This window comes from Vibrio sp. 2304 (genome assembly GCF_033339475.1).
Lineage (GTDB): Bacteria > Pseudomonadota > Gammaproteobacteria > Enterobacterales > Vibrionaceae > Vibrio > Vibrio alginolyticus.
Window position 1 is genome coordinate 215,620 of sequence record NZ_JAWOUQ010000005.1, and the last position, 19,824, is coordinate 235,443.

12 protein-coding genes are annotated in these 19,824 nt (G+C 45.6%); all 12 read left to right on the forward strand.

Going from position 1 to position 19,824, the window contains the following annotated elements:
• Positions 1-221: 221 nt before the first annotated feature.
• The 12 genes from R7P64_RS12395 (at position 222) to R7P64_RS12450 (ending at position 19,817) form a co-directional block, all read left to right on the forward strand.
• Entirely contained in the window at positions 222-1,307 is a 1,086-nt protein-coding gene (locus R7P64_RS12395; protein ID WP_031779035.1) for an AI-2E family transporter, read from the forward strand.
• A 76-nt stretch (positions 1,308-1,383) separates the two neighbouring features.
• Positions 1,384-2,409, forward strand: a complete 1,026-nt coding sequence (rsmC, locus tag R7P64_RS12400; protein WP_213973261.1) for a 16S rRNA (guanine(1207)-N(2))-methyltransferase RsmC — start codon at positions 1,384-1,386, stop codon at positions 2,407-2,409.
• Positions 2,410-2,635: 226 nt separating this feature from the next.
• Positions 2,636-6,022, forward strand: a complete 3,387-nt coding sequence (locus R7P64_RS12405) for a response regulator (RefSeq protein ID WP_213973262.1) — start codon at positions 2,636-2,638, stop codon at positions 6,020-6,022.
• Between the two features lie 781 nt (positions 6,023-6,803).
• A complete protein-coding gene (locus tag R7P64_RS12410) occupies positions 6,804-8,486 on the forward strand; it encodes an ABC transporter substrate-binding protein (protein ID WP_005380037.1) in 1,683 nt (560 codons plus the stop codon).
• A 170-nt stretch (positions 8,487-8,656) separates the two neighbouring features.
• The gene (locus tag R7P64_RS12415) at positions 8,657-9,643 is read left to right on the forward strand and encodes an ABC transporter permease (protein WP_005380038.1); all 987 of its coding nucleotides are present in this window, start codon (positions 8,657-8,659) and stop codon (positions 9,641-9,643) included.
• A gap of 2 nt (positions 9,644-9,645) precedes the next feature.
• Positions 9,646-10,671, forward strand: a complete 1,026-nt coding sequence (locus R7P64_RS12420) for an ABC transporter permease (RefSeq protein WP_025768199.1) — start codon at positions 9,646-9,648, stop codon at positions 10,669-10,671.
• 2 nt (positions 10,672-10,673) lie between these two features.
• On the forward strand, positions 10,674-11,657 hold the full coding sequence (locus tag R7P64_RS12425; protein WP_005386550.1) for an ABC transporter ATP-binding protein: 984 nt from the start codon (positions 10,674-10,676) through the stop codon (positions 11,655-11,657).
• A gap of 47 nt (positions 11,658-11,704) precedes the next feature.
• Positions 11,705-12,700 carry an ABC transporter ATP-binding protein gene (locus R7P64_RS12430; protein WP_005380041.1) on the forward strand — a complete coding sequence of 332 codons (996 nt, stop codon included), beginning with the start codon at positions 11,705-11,707 and terminating at the stop codon, positions 12,698-12,700.
• Positions 12,701-12,763: 63 nt separating this feature from the next.
• On the forward strand, positions 12,764-14,503 hold the full coding sequence (locus R7P64_RS12435; RefSeq protein WP_033905580.1) for a glycoside hydrolase family 9 protein: 1,740 nt from the start codon (positions 12,764-12,766) through the stop codon (positions 14,501-14,503).
• A 2-nt stretch (positions 14,504-14,505) separates the two neighbouring features.
• Positions 14,506-15,396, forward strand: coding sequence for an N-acetylglucosamine kinase (locus R7P64_RS12440; RefSeq protein WP_213896079.1), 891 nt, complete (start codon positions 14,506-14,508; stop codon positions 15,394-15,396).
• 8 nt (positions 15,397-15,404) lie between these two features.
• Positions 15,405-17,324, forward strand: coding sequence for a beta-N-acetylhexosaminidase (locus tag R7P64_RS12445; protein ID WP_064354278.1), 1,920 nt, complete (start codon positions 15,405-15,407; stop codon positions 17,322-17,324).
• 84 nt (positions 17,325-17,408) lie between these two features.
• Entirely contained in the window at positions 17,409-19,817 is a 2,409-nt protein-coding gene (locus tag R7P64_RS12450) for a GH36-type glycosyl hydrolase domain-containing protein (protein WP_154205055.1), read from the forward strand.
• Positions 19,818-19,824 lie beyond the last annotated feature (7 nt).

The window sequence follows — 19,824 nt, forward strand, 5'->3', positions numbered from 1 at the left end:
TTTTTCTCAGTTTGACACTTTTTATCACCGTTGCAACAACCCATAGCTCATCTCTTGATTGATAACCGACTGATTTGTAGTCATTATAGCAAGGTACATCGCCCTGCTCTAATTCGGCATTGTCATAAGCTTGAAAGAGTTAAGAGTGCAAAGTAATAAAGGTTACACGCCATCATTGAAGGCATAAACCGTAAACGTCACCTGTAAGTTGGACTAATACCATGCCAAATAATGTAAAAATAACGTCGAGTCACCGAGTACTAATGGTTGCTTTACTCGCCGCTGCTTTTGCTTGCTACTTATTGGTTGAGCCATATATCAATTCCATTGTGATGGCTTTTATCATTTCTTTGCTCATGTTTCCGATACACGAATGGTTTGAGCAGAAAATTCCCAAGCACCCTAATATGGCGGCACTGCTGTCATGTGTCGTCTTGACGTTTATTATTGTTATCCCGCTTTTATTTGTGTTTGCCGCCATTGTTCAGCAAGGCTCTGTTTTCTCACAAAATACATATAATTGGGTTACCAATGGTGGTATCCAAGATATATTCCAACATCCTTTCGTTATCAAAGGCTTAGCGATTGTTAATGAGTACTTACCTTTTGATAAAATCGAGCCCAAAGCCATTGCTGAGAAAATTGGTCAATTTGCCACATCGTTTGGCTCTAACTTAGTCGCTATCAGCGCAAAGATTTTAGGAGACGCAACCAACTTCCTAATGAACTTCTTCCTAATGCTGTTTGTGCTGTTTTTTCTGCTTCGTGACCACGACAAAATTATCTCTGCGATTCGTCATATCCTGCCACTCTCACGTAGCCAAGAAGACCGCATATTGACAGAGATAGAGCAAGTTTCTAAATCAGCCGTAATGGGCTCATTCATGACAGCGATTGCTCAAGGTTTGGCTGGCGGTATCGGTATGTGGCTCGCTGGTTTCCCTGGGTTATTTTGGGGAACAATGATGGGCTTTGCATCATTCATTCCAGTGGTAGGAACCGCGCTAATCTGGATTCCTGCAGCAGCGTACTTGTTCTTAACAGGCGATATGACTTGGGCTATCTTCTTGACGGTGTGGAGTGTAGTTATCGTTGGCTCTATAGATAACCTATTGCGCCCGTTGCTAATGCAAGGCAGCGCCGGCATGAATACCCTTATGATTTTCTTCTCATTACTGGGTGGTCTGCATCTGTTTGGTTTGATTGGTCTTATCTACGGCCCACTTATTTTTGCCGTGACCATGGTACTGTTTAATATCTACGAGGAAGAATTCAAAGACTTCCTTAACCAACAAGACAACAGCTAGTCACCGCTTAATCACTTCAAGCTTGGGGCAGATTGTGCGAAAATCTGCCCCAAATTATTTCTGATGAACCAAATTTATGTCTGCTTATATCGCTCCTAGCCAAATAGCTCAGCGCCAACTTGAATACTTCAACGGAAAACACGTTTTAGTCGCTGGTGAAGTTGAAGACCTATTTCCTCTTGAGTTAGTGGCTCATTGTGAGTCTGTTGAAGTGTTTACTTCCAACTATAGCTACTACCGCCAAATTCAAACCTCTGACAAAGTGAAAAGTCATTTTGGCTCTGTGTTTGATGTTGAAACAAAAGCAGACATGGTCCTTTTATACTGGCCAAAAGCAAAAGCTGAAGCAGAATACTTGCTGGCGATGTTGATGGCGAAACTGGGCATTAACACCGAAATCGTCATCGTTGGTGAAAACCGCTCCGGCATCAAGAGCATCGAAAAGATGTTCCAAGAATACGGCCCTGTGAACAAGTACGACTCTGCTCGTCGCTGCTCATTTTACTGGGGTAATTGCCTCAATGAACCAAAACCTTTCAACCAAACAGATTGGTTTAAGTCTTACACTGTTACACTCGGTGAGCAGTCGCTAGCGGTTAAGAGCCTACCTGGCGTATTCAGCCATGGCGAGTTCGACTTAGGTAGCCGATTGCTGCTTGAAACCTTACCTAAGCTGTCGGGCAAAGTGCTCGACTTTGGTTGTGGTGCAGGTGTGCTCGGTGCGTTTATGGCGAAAGCGAATCCAGAGATCGCGATTGAGATGTGTGACATTAATGCTTATGCGATCACTTCTAGCCAAGCCACATTAGAAGTGAATGGTTTATCCGGACGCGTATTTGCATCAGATATATACTCGGATACCGCAAAAGACTACCGCTTTATTATCAGCAACCCGCCATTCCACAGTGGTTTAGACACAAATTACAACGCAGCGGAAACCTTGTTGGGTCAGGCACCACAATATCTAACCAAAGACGGCGAAATGGTGATTGTCGCGAATAGCTTCTTAAAATACCCACCAATTATCGAGCGGGCGTTTAATAATTGCGAGACGCTAAATAAGACCAATAAATTTTCTATCTACTACGCGAAAAAATCATAACTTCCCCCCGCGCAGGCACAAACCTGCGCGATTTTTTCTCATAAATTCAACACTCATAAGAAAAACTGCGTCACCCTGCACGCTTTACAACTAACTTTCTTGTCAAAGAAAAAAAACTCGTTAATTTTGTTAATTCTATCTAGTTGAACATCTTATCCGTTTTTAACGAGAACCTCGGCAGCGAAGTATGTTTTAGAACTGCCCATTATGAGTTGTAATCTTATCCATGTTTAAATTCTACAAAAAACAGAAATTTAAGCGCCTTCAGAGTACACTGATGACCGCATTTCTGGTGCTCAGTATCACACCTCTTACCATTACTGCGATCTTTTTCTTGCAGTCCCACAGTAAAGATCTGCAAGAACAAAGCACCTCGCACTTACTGTCTGTTCGAGATACAAAACAGCAGCAAATCATCGACTACTTTGAGGCACGAGAAACCGAAGTCATGGGCTTTGTGCGCTCAGAGTTGGCTTACGCCAGTGGTGGCCGATTCTACGGTCTCGTCAATGCTTTTAGTCGTTTAGGCAATGATATTGAAGAGTCTCGTAAAAACGCCCAACAGCGCTACATCGAGGGCAGCGGAGACCAAATCAAAACCTCAACGTTACCCGAGTCATCCAACTATGTAGGAAGTGAACGTTACCGGCTTTTACATAAACGCTATCATTGGGCCTACTTAGAGCTCCTCAAGCGCTCTGATTTTAATGACATTTTGCTGGTCGACATCAATGGTAACGTCACCTACTCGATCAACAAAGACGATAACTACGGAACGAACTTGTTATCAGGCCCCTACAAAGACTCGGCACTTGGCAAAACTTTCAAGCGTCTCGCCGATGATGTGACTGAACGTCGAAAAGTAAACGAAGACTACACTCCTGTGATTGTGTCTGACTTCGAGCTGGAAGGGGGGAAATCAGTCGCTTGGCTAGGTGCACCAATTGTTCAGCAAGGTTATCTACACAGCTATGCCATGTTCCGCTTGCCAAATAATGGCATCACTAAGTTAGCCGCAGACGCCAACCGAGAGTCATCAATTAACACCTTGCTGGTTGGAAATGATCACCAACCTCGCACAATTAACACGAAACAAGACGATATTAAGAACAGTTTAGAAGTGATCGATAAAGCACTCTCTGGTGCATTTGGTGTCGGCACTTACACAAACGGTTTAGGTGAAGAGATCATCGCGGCTTATGCACCGATTGAAACTCGTGGTGTGATTTGGGCGCTCGTCGTACAGTTACCAGAAAACGAAGCTTTCGCTCGTATCCATCAACTCGAAAAACTATTCGTTATCGCTATGTTGATCGCCATTATCCTTGTGGTGATCGCTTCTCACTATTTATCAAACTTTATCACTTCTCCGTTGCTGAAATTGACTTGGGTTGCCGAAAAGGTCTCTGCAGGGGATCTTGATGACACGTCTTTTAATACGGTTCGTAAAGATGAAATTGGTAGGCTTGCGTTAAGCTTTGAACGAATGCAACGCTCTATTCGAGAGAAGATTCAAACCATTAAGAAGCAAAATGAAGAACTAGAAAGCAACATACAGATCATTCAGAAACAGAATGAAGAACTGCAATTGGCCGATAAATTAAAAGATGAGTTCTTAGCCACGACTTCTCATGAACTTCGTACACCGTTACACGGCATGGTCGGGATTGCTGAAACCTTAGCGTCCGGCGCCAATGGCGCGATCCCCGCTAGCCAGAAATATCAGCTTGATATCATCATTAAAAGTGGTCAGCGTCTCGCTAATCTAGTCGATGACTTGTTGGATTATCATAAAATGCGTTATGGAAGCATGGATATCCAGAAATCAGCAGTGAGTTTGGGCAGTGCAACACGATTGGTTTTAGAGCTTTCTAGCCATTTACTCGGAAGTAAAACCATCCGCATCATCAACCAAGTCCCAGCGGATTTAAAAGCAGTATCAGCTGACCCGCAACGCCTTGAACAAGTGCTATATAACCTGATTGGCAATGCGATTAAATACACCTCAGAAGGTAAAATTGTTATCTCCGCTAATGTGGTAGATGATCATGTACGCGTACAAGTTGTGGATACTGGACAAGGAATTCCCGCAGAACAACTTGAACATATTTTTGAACCACTCATCCAAGCAGGGCAAGACGCGAGCCGTTATCGTCAAGGTGCAGGACTTGGGCTCTCCATTAGCCGTCAATTGATCGAATTAATGGGAGGCTCGTTATACGTCAGTAGCCAACCAATGGTCGGAACTACCTTCAGTTTCACTTTACCGCTCGCCAGTGAAGAAGAAATCCAAGCAACCCAGACTCTAGCTGCGCACGGGCACTTCCAAATTCCTGAAGTTAATGTAGAGAACAGTGAAGACTTATCACTTCCAGAGAACCCAGACGGCCCGTTACTGTATGTTGCTGACGATGAACCAGTAAACTTACGCGTACTTGAAAGCTTTTTACGTTTAGAGGGCTATCGTGTGCGTACCGTCTCCGATGGGCCAGAAACGTTAGCGCTCGTCGAGCAAGAGAAGCCGGAACTTCTGTTATTGGATATCATGATGCCAGGCATGAGCGGCTACCAAGTTTGTAGTGAACTACGTGAAGCCTATGATCATGCCGAATTGCCAATCATTATGCTCACCGCACTCAGTCAAACAGAAGATCGTGTAAGAGGTTTTGAAGCAGGAGCCAACGACTATTTATCGAAACCATTTAATAAACAAGAGTTGGCGGCACGTATCCAAGCGCATTTAACGGCAAGCAAAGCAGAAATGCGCCATATGGAAAACAAAGTGCTAGAGTCTGAACTTAGACAGCGAGCAGTCGTTGAAGCAAGCTTACTTGAGACTCAAGGTCGTTTGTTGGAACAGCTAGAATCGGCTCCTGAAGCTATCATCTGTCTACGTGAAGACAAGCGTATTCGCTTTGCTAACGAAGCTGCTTGTAAGCTATTCAAGCGCAGCTTAGAACAGCTAAAGCGCTCATCTGCTGATGAGCTGATTGCCCCTAAATATCTGACCGTCAAACAACCTCATTACTGTGGCAAGATTGATATCTATATTGAAGATATTCGTCAGAACATCGAAGCAGACATTCTTAAGCTCCCTGAAGGTTCAGGGTTAGATATCATGTACATCTTTAATGTCGGCGGTGGAGCCAGTGCCGCTCGCATACATAATCTAGAAACCGCCGTAGAAGTGCTTTCAAGTTATGCATTTGATGGTGACAAAGACCAATTGCAAAAGCTAAAAGAGCTTGGCGGAGAATTTACGCGCCTTGCAGACAAAGCGCTCGGTAATAAAAAAGACAAGCAAGAACTTATGCGAGAAGTTCTAGTAGACGCAATGACACATGCTTTAGAGTATTGGGAATCTGTAACGGGTGAAAGTAAGTTCGCATTTGCAGAGCAAAGTGGCTTGTGGCGCGTTTATCTAGACCGTAGTACTTTGCAAACACGCACTTTAGATAAATACATGCGCATAGAAACATTACCCAAAACACCACGTTGGAGAACGGTGCTAAGCTCGATAGAGTTCATTCTCGAACACTGCAAAGAACAGAGCCCCGAGAGAGCATACATAGAAGCACAACGAGATAAACTACAGCGACTATTGACCAGCTAATATTTATCAAAAAAACTAGCCCAGCGTGCATGCTGGGCTTTTTTGTTATTCGAGTATTCCCTTCCTAGAGATAAAAGAGACCGCTTCTTCCTACCCCATTAACATATTTCCAATAACGAACATTCGGTTAGACATCGCTATCTATTGTTGGTCTTCAAAACGTACGATCTTATCCATTTAACTGGCCTTAATTAGGTAAGTTCGAGCAACCAAAAAACTTCATTCATACAATAAAAAAAGGACGACAAACGGAAGAAAACTGTCGATAAAAAAGGCCATTTTTCAGATAACAAGCGGATTTTGACGAACTATTGATAGAGATTGCGAACTTAATCACAACAGAACGGCAGATTAATTTTTAGCTGATTAATTAACACCATTTCTGCATGTGAGCGAGATCTCCGAACCTAGAAACCAAGCAAGAAACGTATATTTTAAATGGATCACCAGGTTAGTAATCACCAACACTCATTATTAACAAGGATATAAACTGCGACGCATATCAACGTTTATTTTTTGTCCCTCTACTGGTTAAAATTAGACAAAATAACGTTTATAACGGAGAGCTCAGAGATTTTAACGTTTTTAACGGGAATCAAGTTTGATTATTTTATGGATAAGGTGTTTTCTTACTCCTGCCTAAGGCCTACAGGCCACTCTTGGCGAAACTCAATGTTGTAATGAGTAAGGCATGTACAAGAGGTAGGTCTTAGAGAGTGTTTATCAATTGATGACATTCAATTCCATTTAGTGAAATGAAAGCAAATAGTAAGGAACAGCTATGCTTGCCAATATTAAAAAAACAGCACTAGCAACAGCAATTATTGCAACGGCTACTACAGGTTTTGCATCGGTAGCTACTGCGGCTGAACGCAGTGAACTGACTATCCACCCTAAAGAGTTTACAACTTTCGTTCGTAACTTTAACCCTTTCTTGGGTGCAACTAACCTGCACACAACAACCGACTTTATTTACGAGCCGCTCGTTGTTTTTAACGAAATGCACGGTAACACGCCTGTATTTCGTCTAGCAGAAAACTTTACCATGGCTGATGACCTGATGAGCGTAACCTTCGATATCCGTAAGGGCGTAAAATGGTCTGATGGCAAAGCGTTTACCGCTGATGACGTTGTTTATTCTTTCAACCTAGTGAAAGAGAAGCCAGAGCTAGACCAGTCTGGTATCAACTCTTGGGTGACTGGCGTAGAAAAAGTTAACGACTACCAAGTTAAATTCCGTCTAAGCGAAGCAAACTCAAACGTTCCTTACGAAATTGCGAAAGTACCCGTCGTACCGAAGCACGTATGGAGCAAAGTAAAAGATCCAGCAACATTCACAAACGAAAATCCAGTAGGCAGTGGTCCATTTACCGAAATCGACACTTTCACACCGCAGCTATATATCCAGTGTGAGAACCCGAATTATTGGGATGCAGACAACCTAGATGTAGACTGTCTGCGTGTGCCGCAAATCGCGAACAACGACCAATTCTTGGGCAAAATCGTTAACGGCGAAATGGACTGGACGTCTTCATTCGTACCAGACATCGACCGTACGTACGCTGCAGCAAGTCCGAATCACCACTACTGGTACCCACCAGCGGGTACTCAAGCATTTGTAGTGAACTTCAAAAACCCAGACGCTGCGAAAAACGAAGCACTAACTAACGTTGACTTCCGTCGTGCGTTCTCTATGGCGCTAGACCGTCAAACTATCATTGATATCGCTTTCTACGGCGGCGGTACAGTGAACGACTTCGCATCTGGCCTTGGCTACGCATTCGAAGCTTGGTCTGATGAAGAGACGCACAACAAGTACAAGGGCTACAACACATACAACGCGGAAGGTGCGAAAAAGCTTCTAGCTAAAGCTGGCTTCAAAGATGTAAACAAAGATGGCTTTGTGGATACACCATCTGGCAAGTCTTTCGAGCTCCTAATTCAATCACCAAACGGTTGGACTGACTTCAACAACACAGTACAACTAGCCGTTGAGCAACTAGCAGAAGTGGGCATTAAAGCTCGTGCTCGTACACCAGACTTCTCGGTATACAACCAAGCAATGCTAGAAGGTACTTACGACGTTGCTTACACCAACTACTTCCACGGTGCAGATCCACACTTGTACTGGGATAGTGGCTACAACTCGAAGCTACAAGCTGGTGACGGCATGCCTCGCTTTGCAATGCACTTCTACAAGAACGATAAGCTAGACGGTCTTCTTAACAGCTTCTACAAGACAGCAGATAAGCAAGAACAGCTAGAGATCGCTCATGGCATTCAGAAGATCATTGCTCAGGACCAAGTAACTATTCCTGTGCTATCTGGCGCGTACATGTACCAATACAACACAACTCGCTTCACTGGTTGGTGGAACGAAGAAAACCCTAAGGGCCGTCCAAACATTTGGGCAGGTATCCCAGAGCGTCTACTTCACGTACTGGACCTAAAACCAGTTAAATAAGTAGAAGTTCATTTCAAGCGGCATACATCCCGTGTGCCGCCTATAAAAATCCCTTGTTAACGAAACCAATATGTGGCGCTCGTCGTCAGGGGATTTTTCGCTCTAAATTTCGCTAGGAGCGACCTGAAACCAGAAACAGGGAAAAAATCTGGGTGAGTAAGGTGTGAGTTATGGGTTATTTTTTAAGACGTTTGTCGTTCTATCTTGTCGCGCTCTTAGTTGCAGCGACGTTAAACTTTATTATTCCGCGAGCAATGCCTGGTGACCCAGTTACCATGATGTTTGCTAATGCTTCAGTACAGGTGACTCCAGAACGAATCGCAGCAATGAAAGAACTGCTCGGTTTCGTTGATGGGCCAATTTACATTCAGTACTTCTCGTACATTAAAAACATTCTAAGTTGGGAGCTAGGTACATCAATCCAGTTCTACCCTCTTTCAGTTAATTCTTTACTAGGTAGTGCATTTGGCTGGTCACTATTTCTAGCTGGTACTGCGGTTGTACTTTCTTTCTCCATCGCTTCTGTCCTTGGTATTTTTGCCGCCTGGAAGCGCGGTAGTAAGTACGATGCATTCGTAACGCCTGGCACATTGATCATTCAAGCGATTCCACAAATGGTTATCGCAATGTTAGCACTGTTTACCTTTGCGATTGGCCTGAAATGGTTCCCATCTGGCTATGCTTACACGCCAGGTACTATTCCTGATTGGACAAGCTGGGAGTTCATCAAGAACGTGGGTTACCACGCTGTACTACCTCTATTCTGTGCAACCATCGTTCAAATTGGTGGCTTCCTAGTTAACATGCGTAACAACATGATCAACCTTCTCGCCGAAGACTATATCACGATGGCTAAAGGTAAAGGGCTGAGTGAAAACCGCGTCGTCTTTAATTACGCCGCACGTAACGCACTACTTCCAAGTGTTACCGCACTGTCTATGTCTTTAGGTATGGCCATCGGTGGTCAATTAATCATCGAGATGATTTTCAACTACCCAGGCCTAGGTACTGTTCTATTGAACGCAATTCACGCTCGTGACTACCAAGTACTTCAAGGTCAGTTAATTATCATGACGATGTTCATGCTGTGCTTCAACTTAATGGCTGACATGCTGTACATGATTCTAGACCCTCGCCTACGTACGGGAGGCAAATAATCATGAAAGAACTATTCAAACTTATTTTAGGTAACGCATTTGCTCGCATTGGTCTTGGCATTGTTACGCTGTTCGTGTTCGTTGCGATTGCCGCTCCTTTACTTACAAAGCATGCGCCAGACAAGCGAACCGGTAACCCACACGAATACCCAAGCTTTGTTGTAAAACAGGCACAAAACAACCCTGATGGTTGGGTCGCTAAAAACCTAGCAGACGATCGTCGTACACTGATTATGTCTAAAAAGGCCGACCACGTATTAGGTACTAGCCGAATGGGTCGCGATATCTGGTCGCAAGTGGCTTACGGTGCACGAGTATCACTGGGTGTAGGCTTTGGCGCTGGCATCATCGTGTGCTTCTTAGCAACAGTCATTGGTATATCGGCAGGTTACTTCGGCGGCAAAGTGGATGACGTATTGAGTGCCGCGATGAACATCATGTTAGTAATTCCGCAGTATCCATTGCTATTCGTGTTGGCGGCCTTTATCGGTGAAGCAGGCCCACTCACTATTGCCTTGATTATCGCTGGTACTTCTTGGGCATGGGGTGCACGTGTTGTCCGCTCTCAAACTATGGCACTACGCGAGAAAGAGTTCGTTAAAGCTGCCGAAGTATTGGGAGAGTCTTCATTCCGCATCATCTTTGTTGAGATTTTACCAAACCTTATCCCAATTGTCGGTGCGAGCTTCATTGGCTCAGTAATGCTGGCGATCAACACTGAAGCGGTCATTTCGTTCCTAGGTTTGGGTGATGCCAACACGATCAGTTGGGGCATCATGCTTTACAACGTGCAAACCTCATCAGCCATGCTGATTGGCGCATGGTGGGAAGTACTAGCACCTTGTATTGCCCTAACACTACTGGTTACTGGTCTTGCTCTGTTGAACTTTGCCGTTGACGAAATTGCGAACCCTCAACTTCGTTCTCACAAAGGCATGAAACGCTGGAAAAAACTAGCAGCAAAAGACAAGAAAGAACGTGAGCCTGAACTGGCACCACAAAATGCACTATGGAGCGGAGATAAATAATCATGACTGCACCACTAATTTCCATCCGTAACCTATGCGTAGACTACATCACAGACGCGGGCGATGTCCGCGCCTGTAACAACGTGAGCTTCGACATTGCACCAGGTGAAGTATTCGGTCTGGCTGGTGAATCTGGCTGTGGCAAATCCACTGTTGCCTTCTCACTAATGCGCCTTCATAAGCCGCCAGCGTTTATCACAGGTGGTGAGGTGATCTTCAACGGTGAAGATATCCTTCAGTACAGCGATGATCGCATGCAAGCGTTCCGCTGGAGTGAAATGTCGATGGTATTCCAGAGTGCGATGAACGCTTTGAACCCTGTTCTAACCATGGAAGAGCAGTTCTGTGATGTCATCATGCGTCATACCAATATGACTCGCGCTCAAGCAAAAACACGCGCTGAAGGTCTGCTGGAAATCGTTGATATCCACCCTAGCCGATTGAGTGATTACCCGCACCAGTTCTCTGGTGGTATGCGTCAACGTCTAGTAATCGCAATCGCTTTGGCTCTGAACCCAAAAATGATCATCATGGACGAACCGACTACCGCATTGGATGTAGTGGTTCAACGTGAAATTCTACAAAAAATTTACGCGCTTAAAGAAGAGTTTGGTTTCTCAATTCTATTCATCACACATGACTTGTCATTGATGGTCGAGTTCTCGGATCGTATCGGCATCATGTACTCAGGTGAGTTGATTGAAGTCGCGCCTTCTAAGCAAATTCTGGAAAGTCCTTACCACCCTTACACCAAAGGTTTGGGTAGCTCTTTCCCTCCACTAACTGGACCAAAGACCAAATTGACTGGTATTCCAGGTAACCCGTTGAACTTGCTAGAAGTTCCACAAGGCTGCCGCTTCCAAGCTCGTTGCGACCGCGTACATGAAGCATGTACACGTGTACCAACCCAATTACGTCAAATTGAACCAGGTCGCCTCTCAAATTGCCATTTGTACGGCGACACCATTGCTCAAGCTAAGGTTTAACAACAAAAAAACGCTAGCTAAGAACAAAAATTACACTGGAGAGAATTATGAGCAAACAATTCGGCGAACTGCTGATTGAGGGTAAAAATGTCGTTAAGGACTTCCCTTTAAACAGTAACTCAATCAAACAATCTAAGATGCGCGCAATCAACGACGTCTCTTTCAAAATGTACAAGAGCCGCGGCTTGTCAGTGGTAGGTGAATCTGGTTCAGGTAAGTCTACTACTGCAAAAATGATTGCAAAAATGTACGCACCAACCGATGGCATCATTGAATACAAAGGTCGTGATATCCAAGACATCACCTCTCGTCACGATTTAATGACCTACCGTGAAGGTGTACAAATGGTGTGGCAAGACCCATTCGGCTCGCTAAACCCAACACACAACATTTTCCACCATATTGCGCGCCCGCTGCTGATTCATAAGAAAGTAGCACCGGGCAACAAGAAAGAACTGGAAGAGCGTGTGTACGACCTACTTGAACAAGTTGGTCTTATTCCACCAAAAGAAACGGCGCAAAAGTTCCCGCACCAGCTATCTGGCGGTCAGCGTCAACGTGTAAACCTAGCTCGTAACATCGCAGTTGGTGCAGAAGTGGTATTGGCGGATGAGCCAACATCGATGCTCGATGTATCAATCCGTGCCGGTGTTCTGAACTTGATGGAAGAGATGAAGTTCGAGAAACAAATGTCTCTGCTTTACATCACTCACGACATCGCAACAGCGCGTTACATTGCTGAAGATCTCGCGGTCATGTACGTAGGTCACATGGTTGAATGGGGCGATACTGAAGAAATCATTCACGATCCTCAACACCCATATACGCAACTGTTGGTATCTGCGGTTCCAGATCCATCGAAGTCTATTCACGAGAAACTGAAAGGCAACAAAGGGGAAATCCCACTTTGGACACCAGAATCTGTCGGCTGTCCATTTGCTGGACGTTGTGTACACGCTACCGACAAATGTCGCGAACGACTACCGGGCGTCACTCAACTGTCCGACAACCACTTTGTCCGCTGTTACTTATTTGAAGATTAATCATAACGAGGGTCAGGTTCAGCCTGGCCCATTCCTGTTTTTATCGTTTCCCGGAGACATTGAATGCTGCTACTGACTAACCACATTGGTTATGAACGTCTGGGCCCAAAGAAAGCCATTATCCAGACCGAACAACCACACTTGTCTTCTTACACTGCTCAATTGATTTGTGCCACTAGCGAGCAAACCGTGGCAACTTTTGCGGTTGAAGAACAAGGTAAAGTGGCGAACTGGCATCAGGGCTATTTCTACCTCATCGACTTTTCCTCTTTCACAACGTCAGGTGACTATTTCTTGCAAGTAGAAGATACGCGCTCTTCCTCTTTCATCGTTGGCGAACACATTCTGTTGGATCAAACTTTGTCAGATGTGATCCACTACTTCAAATCGCAACGTTGCGGCGGGATCTTCGATAAACAAGATCGACAACTTCCAGTACTAAACTCCAATAAAAAGGTTGATGTACACGGCGGCTGGTACGACGCATCAGGAGACGTTAGCAAGTATTTAAGTCACCTTTCATACGCGAATTATTTGAATCCTCAACAAACCCCAATGGTGGTTTGGAACATCCTAAAAGGGGTTTCATTGCTTGAAGGAAGCGAAGACATTGCAGCTTTCACACGTACACGTCTGATTGAAGAAGCCCTGTTCGGTGCAGACTTTCTTGTGCGTATGCAAAACGAAAAAGGCTTTTTCTACATGACGGTCTTTGACAAGTGGAGCAAAGATACTGCGCAACGCGAGATTTGCGCGTACGAAACTCAACTTGGTCACAAATTTGACGACTATCAAGCAGGCTTTCGACAAGGTGGCGGTGTCGCCATTGCAGCGCTAGCGGCAGCGTCGCGTTTAAGTGTTCACGGTGAATACGATCAACAAAAATACCGCAACGCTGCCGAAAATGGTTACTGGCACTTAAAAGAGCACAATACGCAGTACCTCAATGATGGGGAAGAAAACATTATCGACGAATACTGTGCGCTACTGGCTTGTGTAGAACTGTTTAAAACAACCAAAGAAACTCGCTACTTGGAAGAGAGCCGTTTGTGGGCGCAACGTTTAGTTGCACGCCAAATGAGCGACGAGCAGATTCAACACTTTTGGTCAGCAAACCAAGACGGCAGCCGTCCATATTTTCACGCAGCCGAAGCTGGTCTACCAGTTATTGCCCTATGCGAATATCTATCAATTGAAGACGACTCAGCACGAGCGGAATCGGTAAAACGTATCGTCAACCTAGCGTGTGAGTTTGAGATCACAATATCGAATAAAGTGATCAACCCATTCGGTTACCCTCGCCAATATGTTAAAGGCGTAAATGAGTCAAAACGCGAGGCATTTTTTGTCGCACACAACAATGAATCCGGCTATTGGTGGCAAGGCGAGAATGCTCGACTGGGCTCACTCGCGACCATGGCGTACCTTGCTCAACCGCATATAGCGTCGCAAGAAGTACAGCAACAACTTTCTGTGTTTGCTCAAGATGCATTGAACTGGGTTGTAGGCTTAAACCCATACGACATGTGCATGCTAGATGGCCATGGTCGTAACAACCCTGATTACCTCCCTCAATATGGTTTCTTCAACGCAAAAGGTGGCGTGTGTAACGGAATCACTGGCGGCTTTGAAGACGAGGAAGACATTGCATTTAACCCACCAGCACAAAAAGAAGACGTGTTACAAAACTGGCGCTGGGGCGAACAATGGATCCCGCATGGCGCTTGGTACTTACTCGCGATAATGAGTCAAGCTCAGCATGTTTCTCAGTTGGCGACCTCTAAAAATATGAAGGAAGAATAATCATGGGAATGTATTTTGTCGGTATCGATGGTGGCGGCACGTCATGTCGAGCCAGGATTAAAGATTCACAAGGTAATTTTCTTGGCGAGGCCAAAAGCGGCAGTGCCAACATCATGCTAGGTGCTGAAATAGCAATGGCTTCGATTCTTGAATCCATCACTTCGGCTACCGAGCAAGGCGGTCTGACACAACAAGATTTCGCGTCGATGCACGTCGGCTTAGCCCTTGCTGGCGCAGAGCACAAAGCATCTTGGCAAGCCTTCATGTCTCTTCCTCATCCATTTGCCAGTATAACTCTGAATACCGATGCTTACGGTGCGTGCGTTGGTGCGCACAATGGCGAAGATGGCGCAATCATGATTGCGGGAACCGGTTCTTGTGGCATCTACCTTAAAGGATTGGAGCAACACGTTGTCGGTGGTCGTGAGTTCCCTATTTCGGATCAAGGTGGCGGCGCAGTGATGGGGCTACGCCTAGTTCAGCAAGTTTTGTTAGCTGAAGATGGCATCAGAGAAAAAACGCCCCTAGCACAACACGTTATGACGCATTTCGAAAATGAGGTCGACAACGTGGTGGCGTGGTCAAAACAGGCGCTTCCTCGTGATTATGGGCAGTTTTCTCCGGCTATTTTCCAACATGCGGAACAAGGCGATGCACTGGCCATTGAAATGCTGAAGCAAACCGCAGCGGATATAGAAATGTTTCTCGTGGCATTAAACAAGCGCGGCGCAACACGTATTTGTTTAATGGGTAGCATTGCTGAACGCATTTTACGTTGGCTCTCACCACCAGTTCAGCAATGGATTGTTGAGCCACAGTTTGACGCGATTGAAGGCGCAATTATGTTTGCTGGCAAACCAGAACATAACCTTTACTCGCTCAGTGCGGCGTAGGAGTAGATATGGAATATCGTGTTGATCTCGTGGTCCTTTCTGAGCAGAAACAAAACTGCCGCTTTGGCCTTACCTTTCATAACTTGAGCGACCAAGACCTGAACAGCTGGAGCTTAACTTTCGCTTTCGATCGTTACATTCTTCCAGACAGCGTTTCAAATGGTCAACTGACTCAAATTGGTAGTTTTTGCACACTTAAGCCAGAAGGGCTGGTACTGGCTGCCAACCATCACTATTACTGTGAATTCAGTATTGGTTCGAACCCATTCCGTTATTACTCGGATGGCTTTAACGAAGCGATGATCAACTTTGTCGTTGATGGAAACCCACAGCGCGCACAAGTGGATGTCACGCCTATCGTATTAGCTTCACCATACCGTGAACGCAGTGAGATTCCGGCAAGTTTAACCCATGCACAGCCCTTGCTGCCAAAACCAAACCATATTGAGGTCAGCGATCACTATTTTAGCTTTGATCATCATGCTGGCGTCGCGGTTTATTCAAGCCTGGCCAATTCAGCTAAAGAATGGCTACTTGAAGAGCTTAAGCGCATTCACCAATTTGAGTTCGCATCAGACAATGGCAGTCAGATCATCTTCAAAGGCAACCCAACCTTGGATGAAGGCGCTTACAAACTGAAAGTAGCCGAAGAGTCAATCAAAATTGAAGCAGGATCTTCGTCTGGTTTTACCCATGCTTGTGCAACGTTATTACAACTAATCAAAGTTGGCGATCAACCTAACTCAATGGAAGTAGTTTGTTGTTCAATCAAGGACAGGCCACGTTTTCGTTACCGCGGTATGATGCTGGATTGTGCTCGTCATTTTCACTCCGTTAAGCAAGTCAAACGCTTGATCAACCAACTGGCTCATTACAAGTTCAATACGTTCCATTGGCATCTTACCGACGATGAGGGTTGGCGAATTGAAATCAAATCACTGCCTCAACTGACCGATATTGGTGCTTGGCGCGGATTGGATGAGATCAATGAACCACAGTACACGCACTTTGATGAACGTTACGGCGGCTTCTACACACAAGAAGACATCAAAGACGTTATCGAATTTGCATCGCAACGCGGCATCACCATCATTCCTGAAATTGATGTACCTGGTCATTGCCGAGCCGCCATCAAGTCGTTACCACACCTATTGGTAGAAGCGGAAGATACCACCGAATACCGCAGTATTCAGCATTACAACGACAACGTCATTAACCCTGCTCTGCCGGGGAGTTATGAATTTATCGACAAAGTGCTAGAAGAAGTCTCTGCACTTTTTCCTGCGCCTTACGTTCATATTGGTGCCGACGAAGTACCTAACGGCGTATGGTCAAAAAGCCCAGCATGCCAAGCACTAATGGAACAACTGGGTTACAGCGACTACAAAGATTTGCAAGGACACTTCTTACGTTATGCCGAAGACAAACTTCGTAAATTGGGCAAACGCATGCTGGGCTGGGAAGAAGCTCAACACGGCGACAAAGTCAGTAAAGATACGGTGATCTACTCATGGCTAAGCGAAGAAGCGGCCTTGAACTGTGCTCGCCAAGGCTTTGATGTGGTGCTGCAACCAGCACAAACCACTTACCTAGATATGACCCAAGACTACGCACCTGAAGAACCGGGCGTGGACTGGGCAAACCCACTGCCACTAGAAAAAGCTTACAACTACGAGCCGCTCGCTGAAGTGCCTGCCGACGACCCAATACGTAAGCGCATTTGGGGCATTCAAACAGCATTATGGTGCGAAATTATCAATAACCAACCTCGCATGGACTACATGATCTTCCCTCGTTTAACTGCAATGGCAGAAGCATGTTGGACAGACAAACAACACCGAGATTGGACCGACTATTTATCACGCTTGAAAGGCCATCTACCTCTGCTTGATTTGCAGGGAGTGAATTACCGTAAACCGTGGAAGTAATACAAAACTGATGTCGAAACATCACGCTTGAAGAGTTTTTAAATTTTGGCTGCTGATGCAGCTTCGTAAAAAGGAAAGACACAAATGAAATACGGCTATTTCGATAACGAGAATCGCGAATACGTCATCACTCGCCCTGACGTACCAGCACCATGGACCAACTACCTAGGTACTGAGAAGTTCTGTACGGTTATCTCGCACAACGCGGGTGGCTACTCGTTCTACAACTCTCCAGAATACAACCGTGTTACTAAATTCCGTCCAAATGCGACATTCGATCGCCCAGGACACTACGTTTACTTGCGTGATGATGAGACAGGTGATTACTGGTCAATCTCTTGGCAACCAGTTGCGAAGAGCCTAGACGAAGCAAACTACGAAGTTCGTCACGGCTTGTCTTACTCTAAGTTCAAATGTGAATACAGCGGTATTACCGCAACAAAAACTCTGTTCGTGCCAAAAGGCGAAGACGCTGAAATCTGGGATGTAGTGATTAAAAACACCTCTGGCAAACCACGTACGATCAGTGCATTCTCATTTGTTGAGTTCTCATTCAGCCACATTCAATCTGATAACCAAAACCATCAGATGTCTCTGTACTCGGCAGGTACGGCTTACAACGAAGGCGTGATCGAGTACGACCTGTACTACAACACCAACGATTTCGAAGGCTTCTACTACCTAGCTTCAACATTTGACCCGGATTCATACGACGGCCAACGTGACAGCTTCCTAGGCCTATACCGTGACGAAGCAAACCCGTTAGCGGTAGAACAAGGTAAGTGTTTCAATACAGCACAAACGTGTTACAACCACTGTGGCTCTTTGCATAAGCAATTTACTATTCAGCCGGGTGAAGAAGTTCGCTTTGCTTACATTCTAGGTATCGGTAAAGGCAACGGTGAGCGTCTACGTGCTAAGTACCAAGACCTTGCAGAAGTCGACAACGCATTTGCGGGTATCAAAACACACTGGGATGAGCGCTGTGGCAAGTTCCAAGTGAAATCACCAAACGAAGGTCTAGATACCATGATCAACGCTTGGACGTTATACCAAGCGGAAACTTGTGTGGTGTGGTCTCGCTTTGCTTCATTCATCGAGGTGGGAGGCCGTACTGGTCTTGGTTACCGCGATACAGCGCAAGATGCAATCTCAGTTCCTCACGCTAACCCAGCAATGACGCGCAAACGTATCGTTGACCTACTGCGCGGCCAAGTAAAAGCGGGCTACGGTCTACACCTATTCGATCCAGATTGGTTTGATCCAGAAAAAGCTGATGTTAAACCATCTAAATCTCCAACCGTAGTTCCAACACCTTCTGATGAAGACAAAATTCACGGCATCGAAGACACTTGTTCTGATGATCACCTATGGCTAGTTCCAACCATCTGTAAGTACGTGATGGAAACCGGTGAGCACAGCTTCTTCGACGAAGTGATCCCTTACGCCGACGGTGGCGATGCAACGGTTTATGACCACATGAAAGCCGCGCTAGACTTCTCGGCTGAATACGTAGGTCAAACCGGTATCTGTAAAGGTCTGCGTGCAGACTGGAACGACTGTCTGAACCTAGGTGGCGGCGAATCGTCAATGGTGTCTTTCCTACATTTCTGGGCACTGCAGGAGTTCATCGACCTAGCTAAATACCTAGGGAAAGAAGCCGACGTTGAAAAATACACGGTGATGGCAGCAAACGTTCGTGAAGCGTGTGAAACCCACCTTTGGGACGAAGAAGGCGGCTGGTATATCCGTGGTCTAACGAAAAACGGCGAAAAGATCGGTACAGCGCAACAAAAAGAAGGTCGTGTACACCTAGAGTCAAACACACTTGCGGTACTTTCTGGTGCGGTATCTCAAGAGCGCGGCGAAAAAGCGATGGACGCTGTCGATGAGAACCTGTTCTCTGAATACGGCCTTCACCTAAACTCACCATCTTTTGCAACACCGAATGATGATATCGGCTTCGTAACTCGTGTTTACCAAGGCGTAAAAGAGAACGGTGCGATCTTCTCGCATCCAAATCCATGGGCTTGGGTAGCTGAAGCGAAACTGGGTCGTGGTGATCGTGCAATGAAGTTCTACGATGCACTTAACCCATACAACCAGAACGACATCATCGAAAAACGTATTGCAGAACCTTACTCATACGTACAGTTCATCATGGGTCGTGACCACCAAGACCACGGTCGTGCAAACCACCCATGGTTAACAGGTACATCTGGCTGGGCTTACTTCGCTGTTACCAACTTTATCCTTGGTGTGCGTACAGGCTTCGATGGCCTAACTATCGATCCATGTATCCCAACGAACTGGCCTGGTTTCGAAGTGACTCGTCAATGGCTAGGTGCAACGTACAACATCAAAGTAGTTAACCCAGACTCAGTAAGCAAAGGCGTTAAGTCGATTACTGTGAACGGTGATGCAGTGAATGGTGCCTCTGTCCCAGTTCAAGCGGAAGGTTCAGTAAACGAAGTTATCGTTACTCTAGGTTAATCATCTT

Bases quoted from the DNA above. Each gene is read 5' to 3' on its own strand.
- R7P64_RS12445 (WP_064354278.1), top strand. From the start codon at position 15,405: ATGGAATATCGTGTTGATCTCGTGGTCCTTTCTGAGCAGAAACAAAAC.
- R7P64_RS12425 (WP_005386550.1), top strand. From the start codon at position 10,674: ATGACTGCACCACTAATTTCCATCCGTAACCTATGCGTAGACTACATC.
- R7P64_RS12410 (WP_005380037.1), top strand. From the start codon at position 6,804: ATGCTTGCCAATATTAAAAAAACAGCACTAGCAACAGCAATTATTGCA.
- R7P64_RS12420 (WP_025768199.1), top strand. From the start codon at position 9,646: ATGAAAGAACTATTCAAACTTATTTTAGGTAACGCATTTGCTCGCATT.
- R7P64_RS12430 (WP_005380041.1), top strand. From the start codon at position 11,705: ATGAGCAAACAATTCGGCGAACTGCTGATTGAGGGTAAAAATGTCGTT.
- R7P64_RS12450 (WP_154205055.1), top strand. From the start codon at position 17,409: ATGAAATACGGCTATTTCGATAACGAGAATCGCGAATACGTCATCACT.
- R7P64_RS12405 (WP_213973262.1), top strand. From the start codon at position 2,636: ATGTTTAAATTCTACAAAAAACAGAAATTTAAGCGCCTTCAGAGTACA.
- R7P64_RS12395 (WP_031779035.1), top strand. From the start codon at position 222: ATGCCAAATAATGTAAAAATAACGTCGAGTCACCGAGTACTAATGGTT.
- R7P64_RS12440 (WP_213896079.1), top strand. From the start codon at position 14,506: ATGGGAATGTATTTTGTCGGTATCGATGGTGGCGGCACGTCATGTCGA.
- R7P64_RS12415 (WP_005380038.1), top strand. From the start codon at position 8,657: ATGGGTTATTTTTTAAGACGTTTGTCGTTCTATCTTGTCGCGCTCTTA.
- R7P64_RS12435 (WP_033905580.1), top strand. From the start codon at position 12,764: ATGCTGCTACTGACTAACCACATTGGTTATGAACGTCTGGGCCCAAAG.
- rsmC (WP_213973261.1), top strand. From the start codon at position 1,384: ATGTCTGCTTATATCGCTCCTAGCCAAATAGCTCAGCGCCAACTTGAA.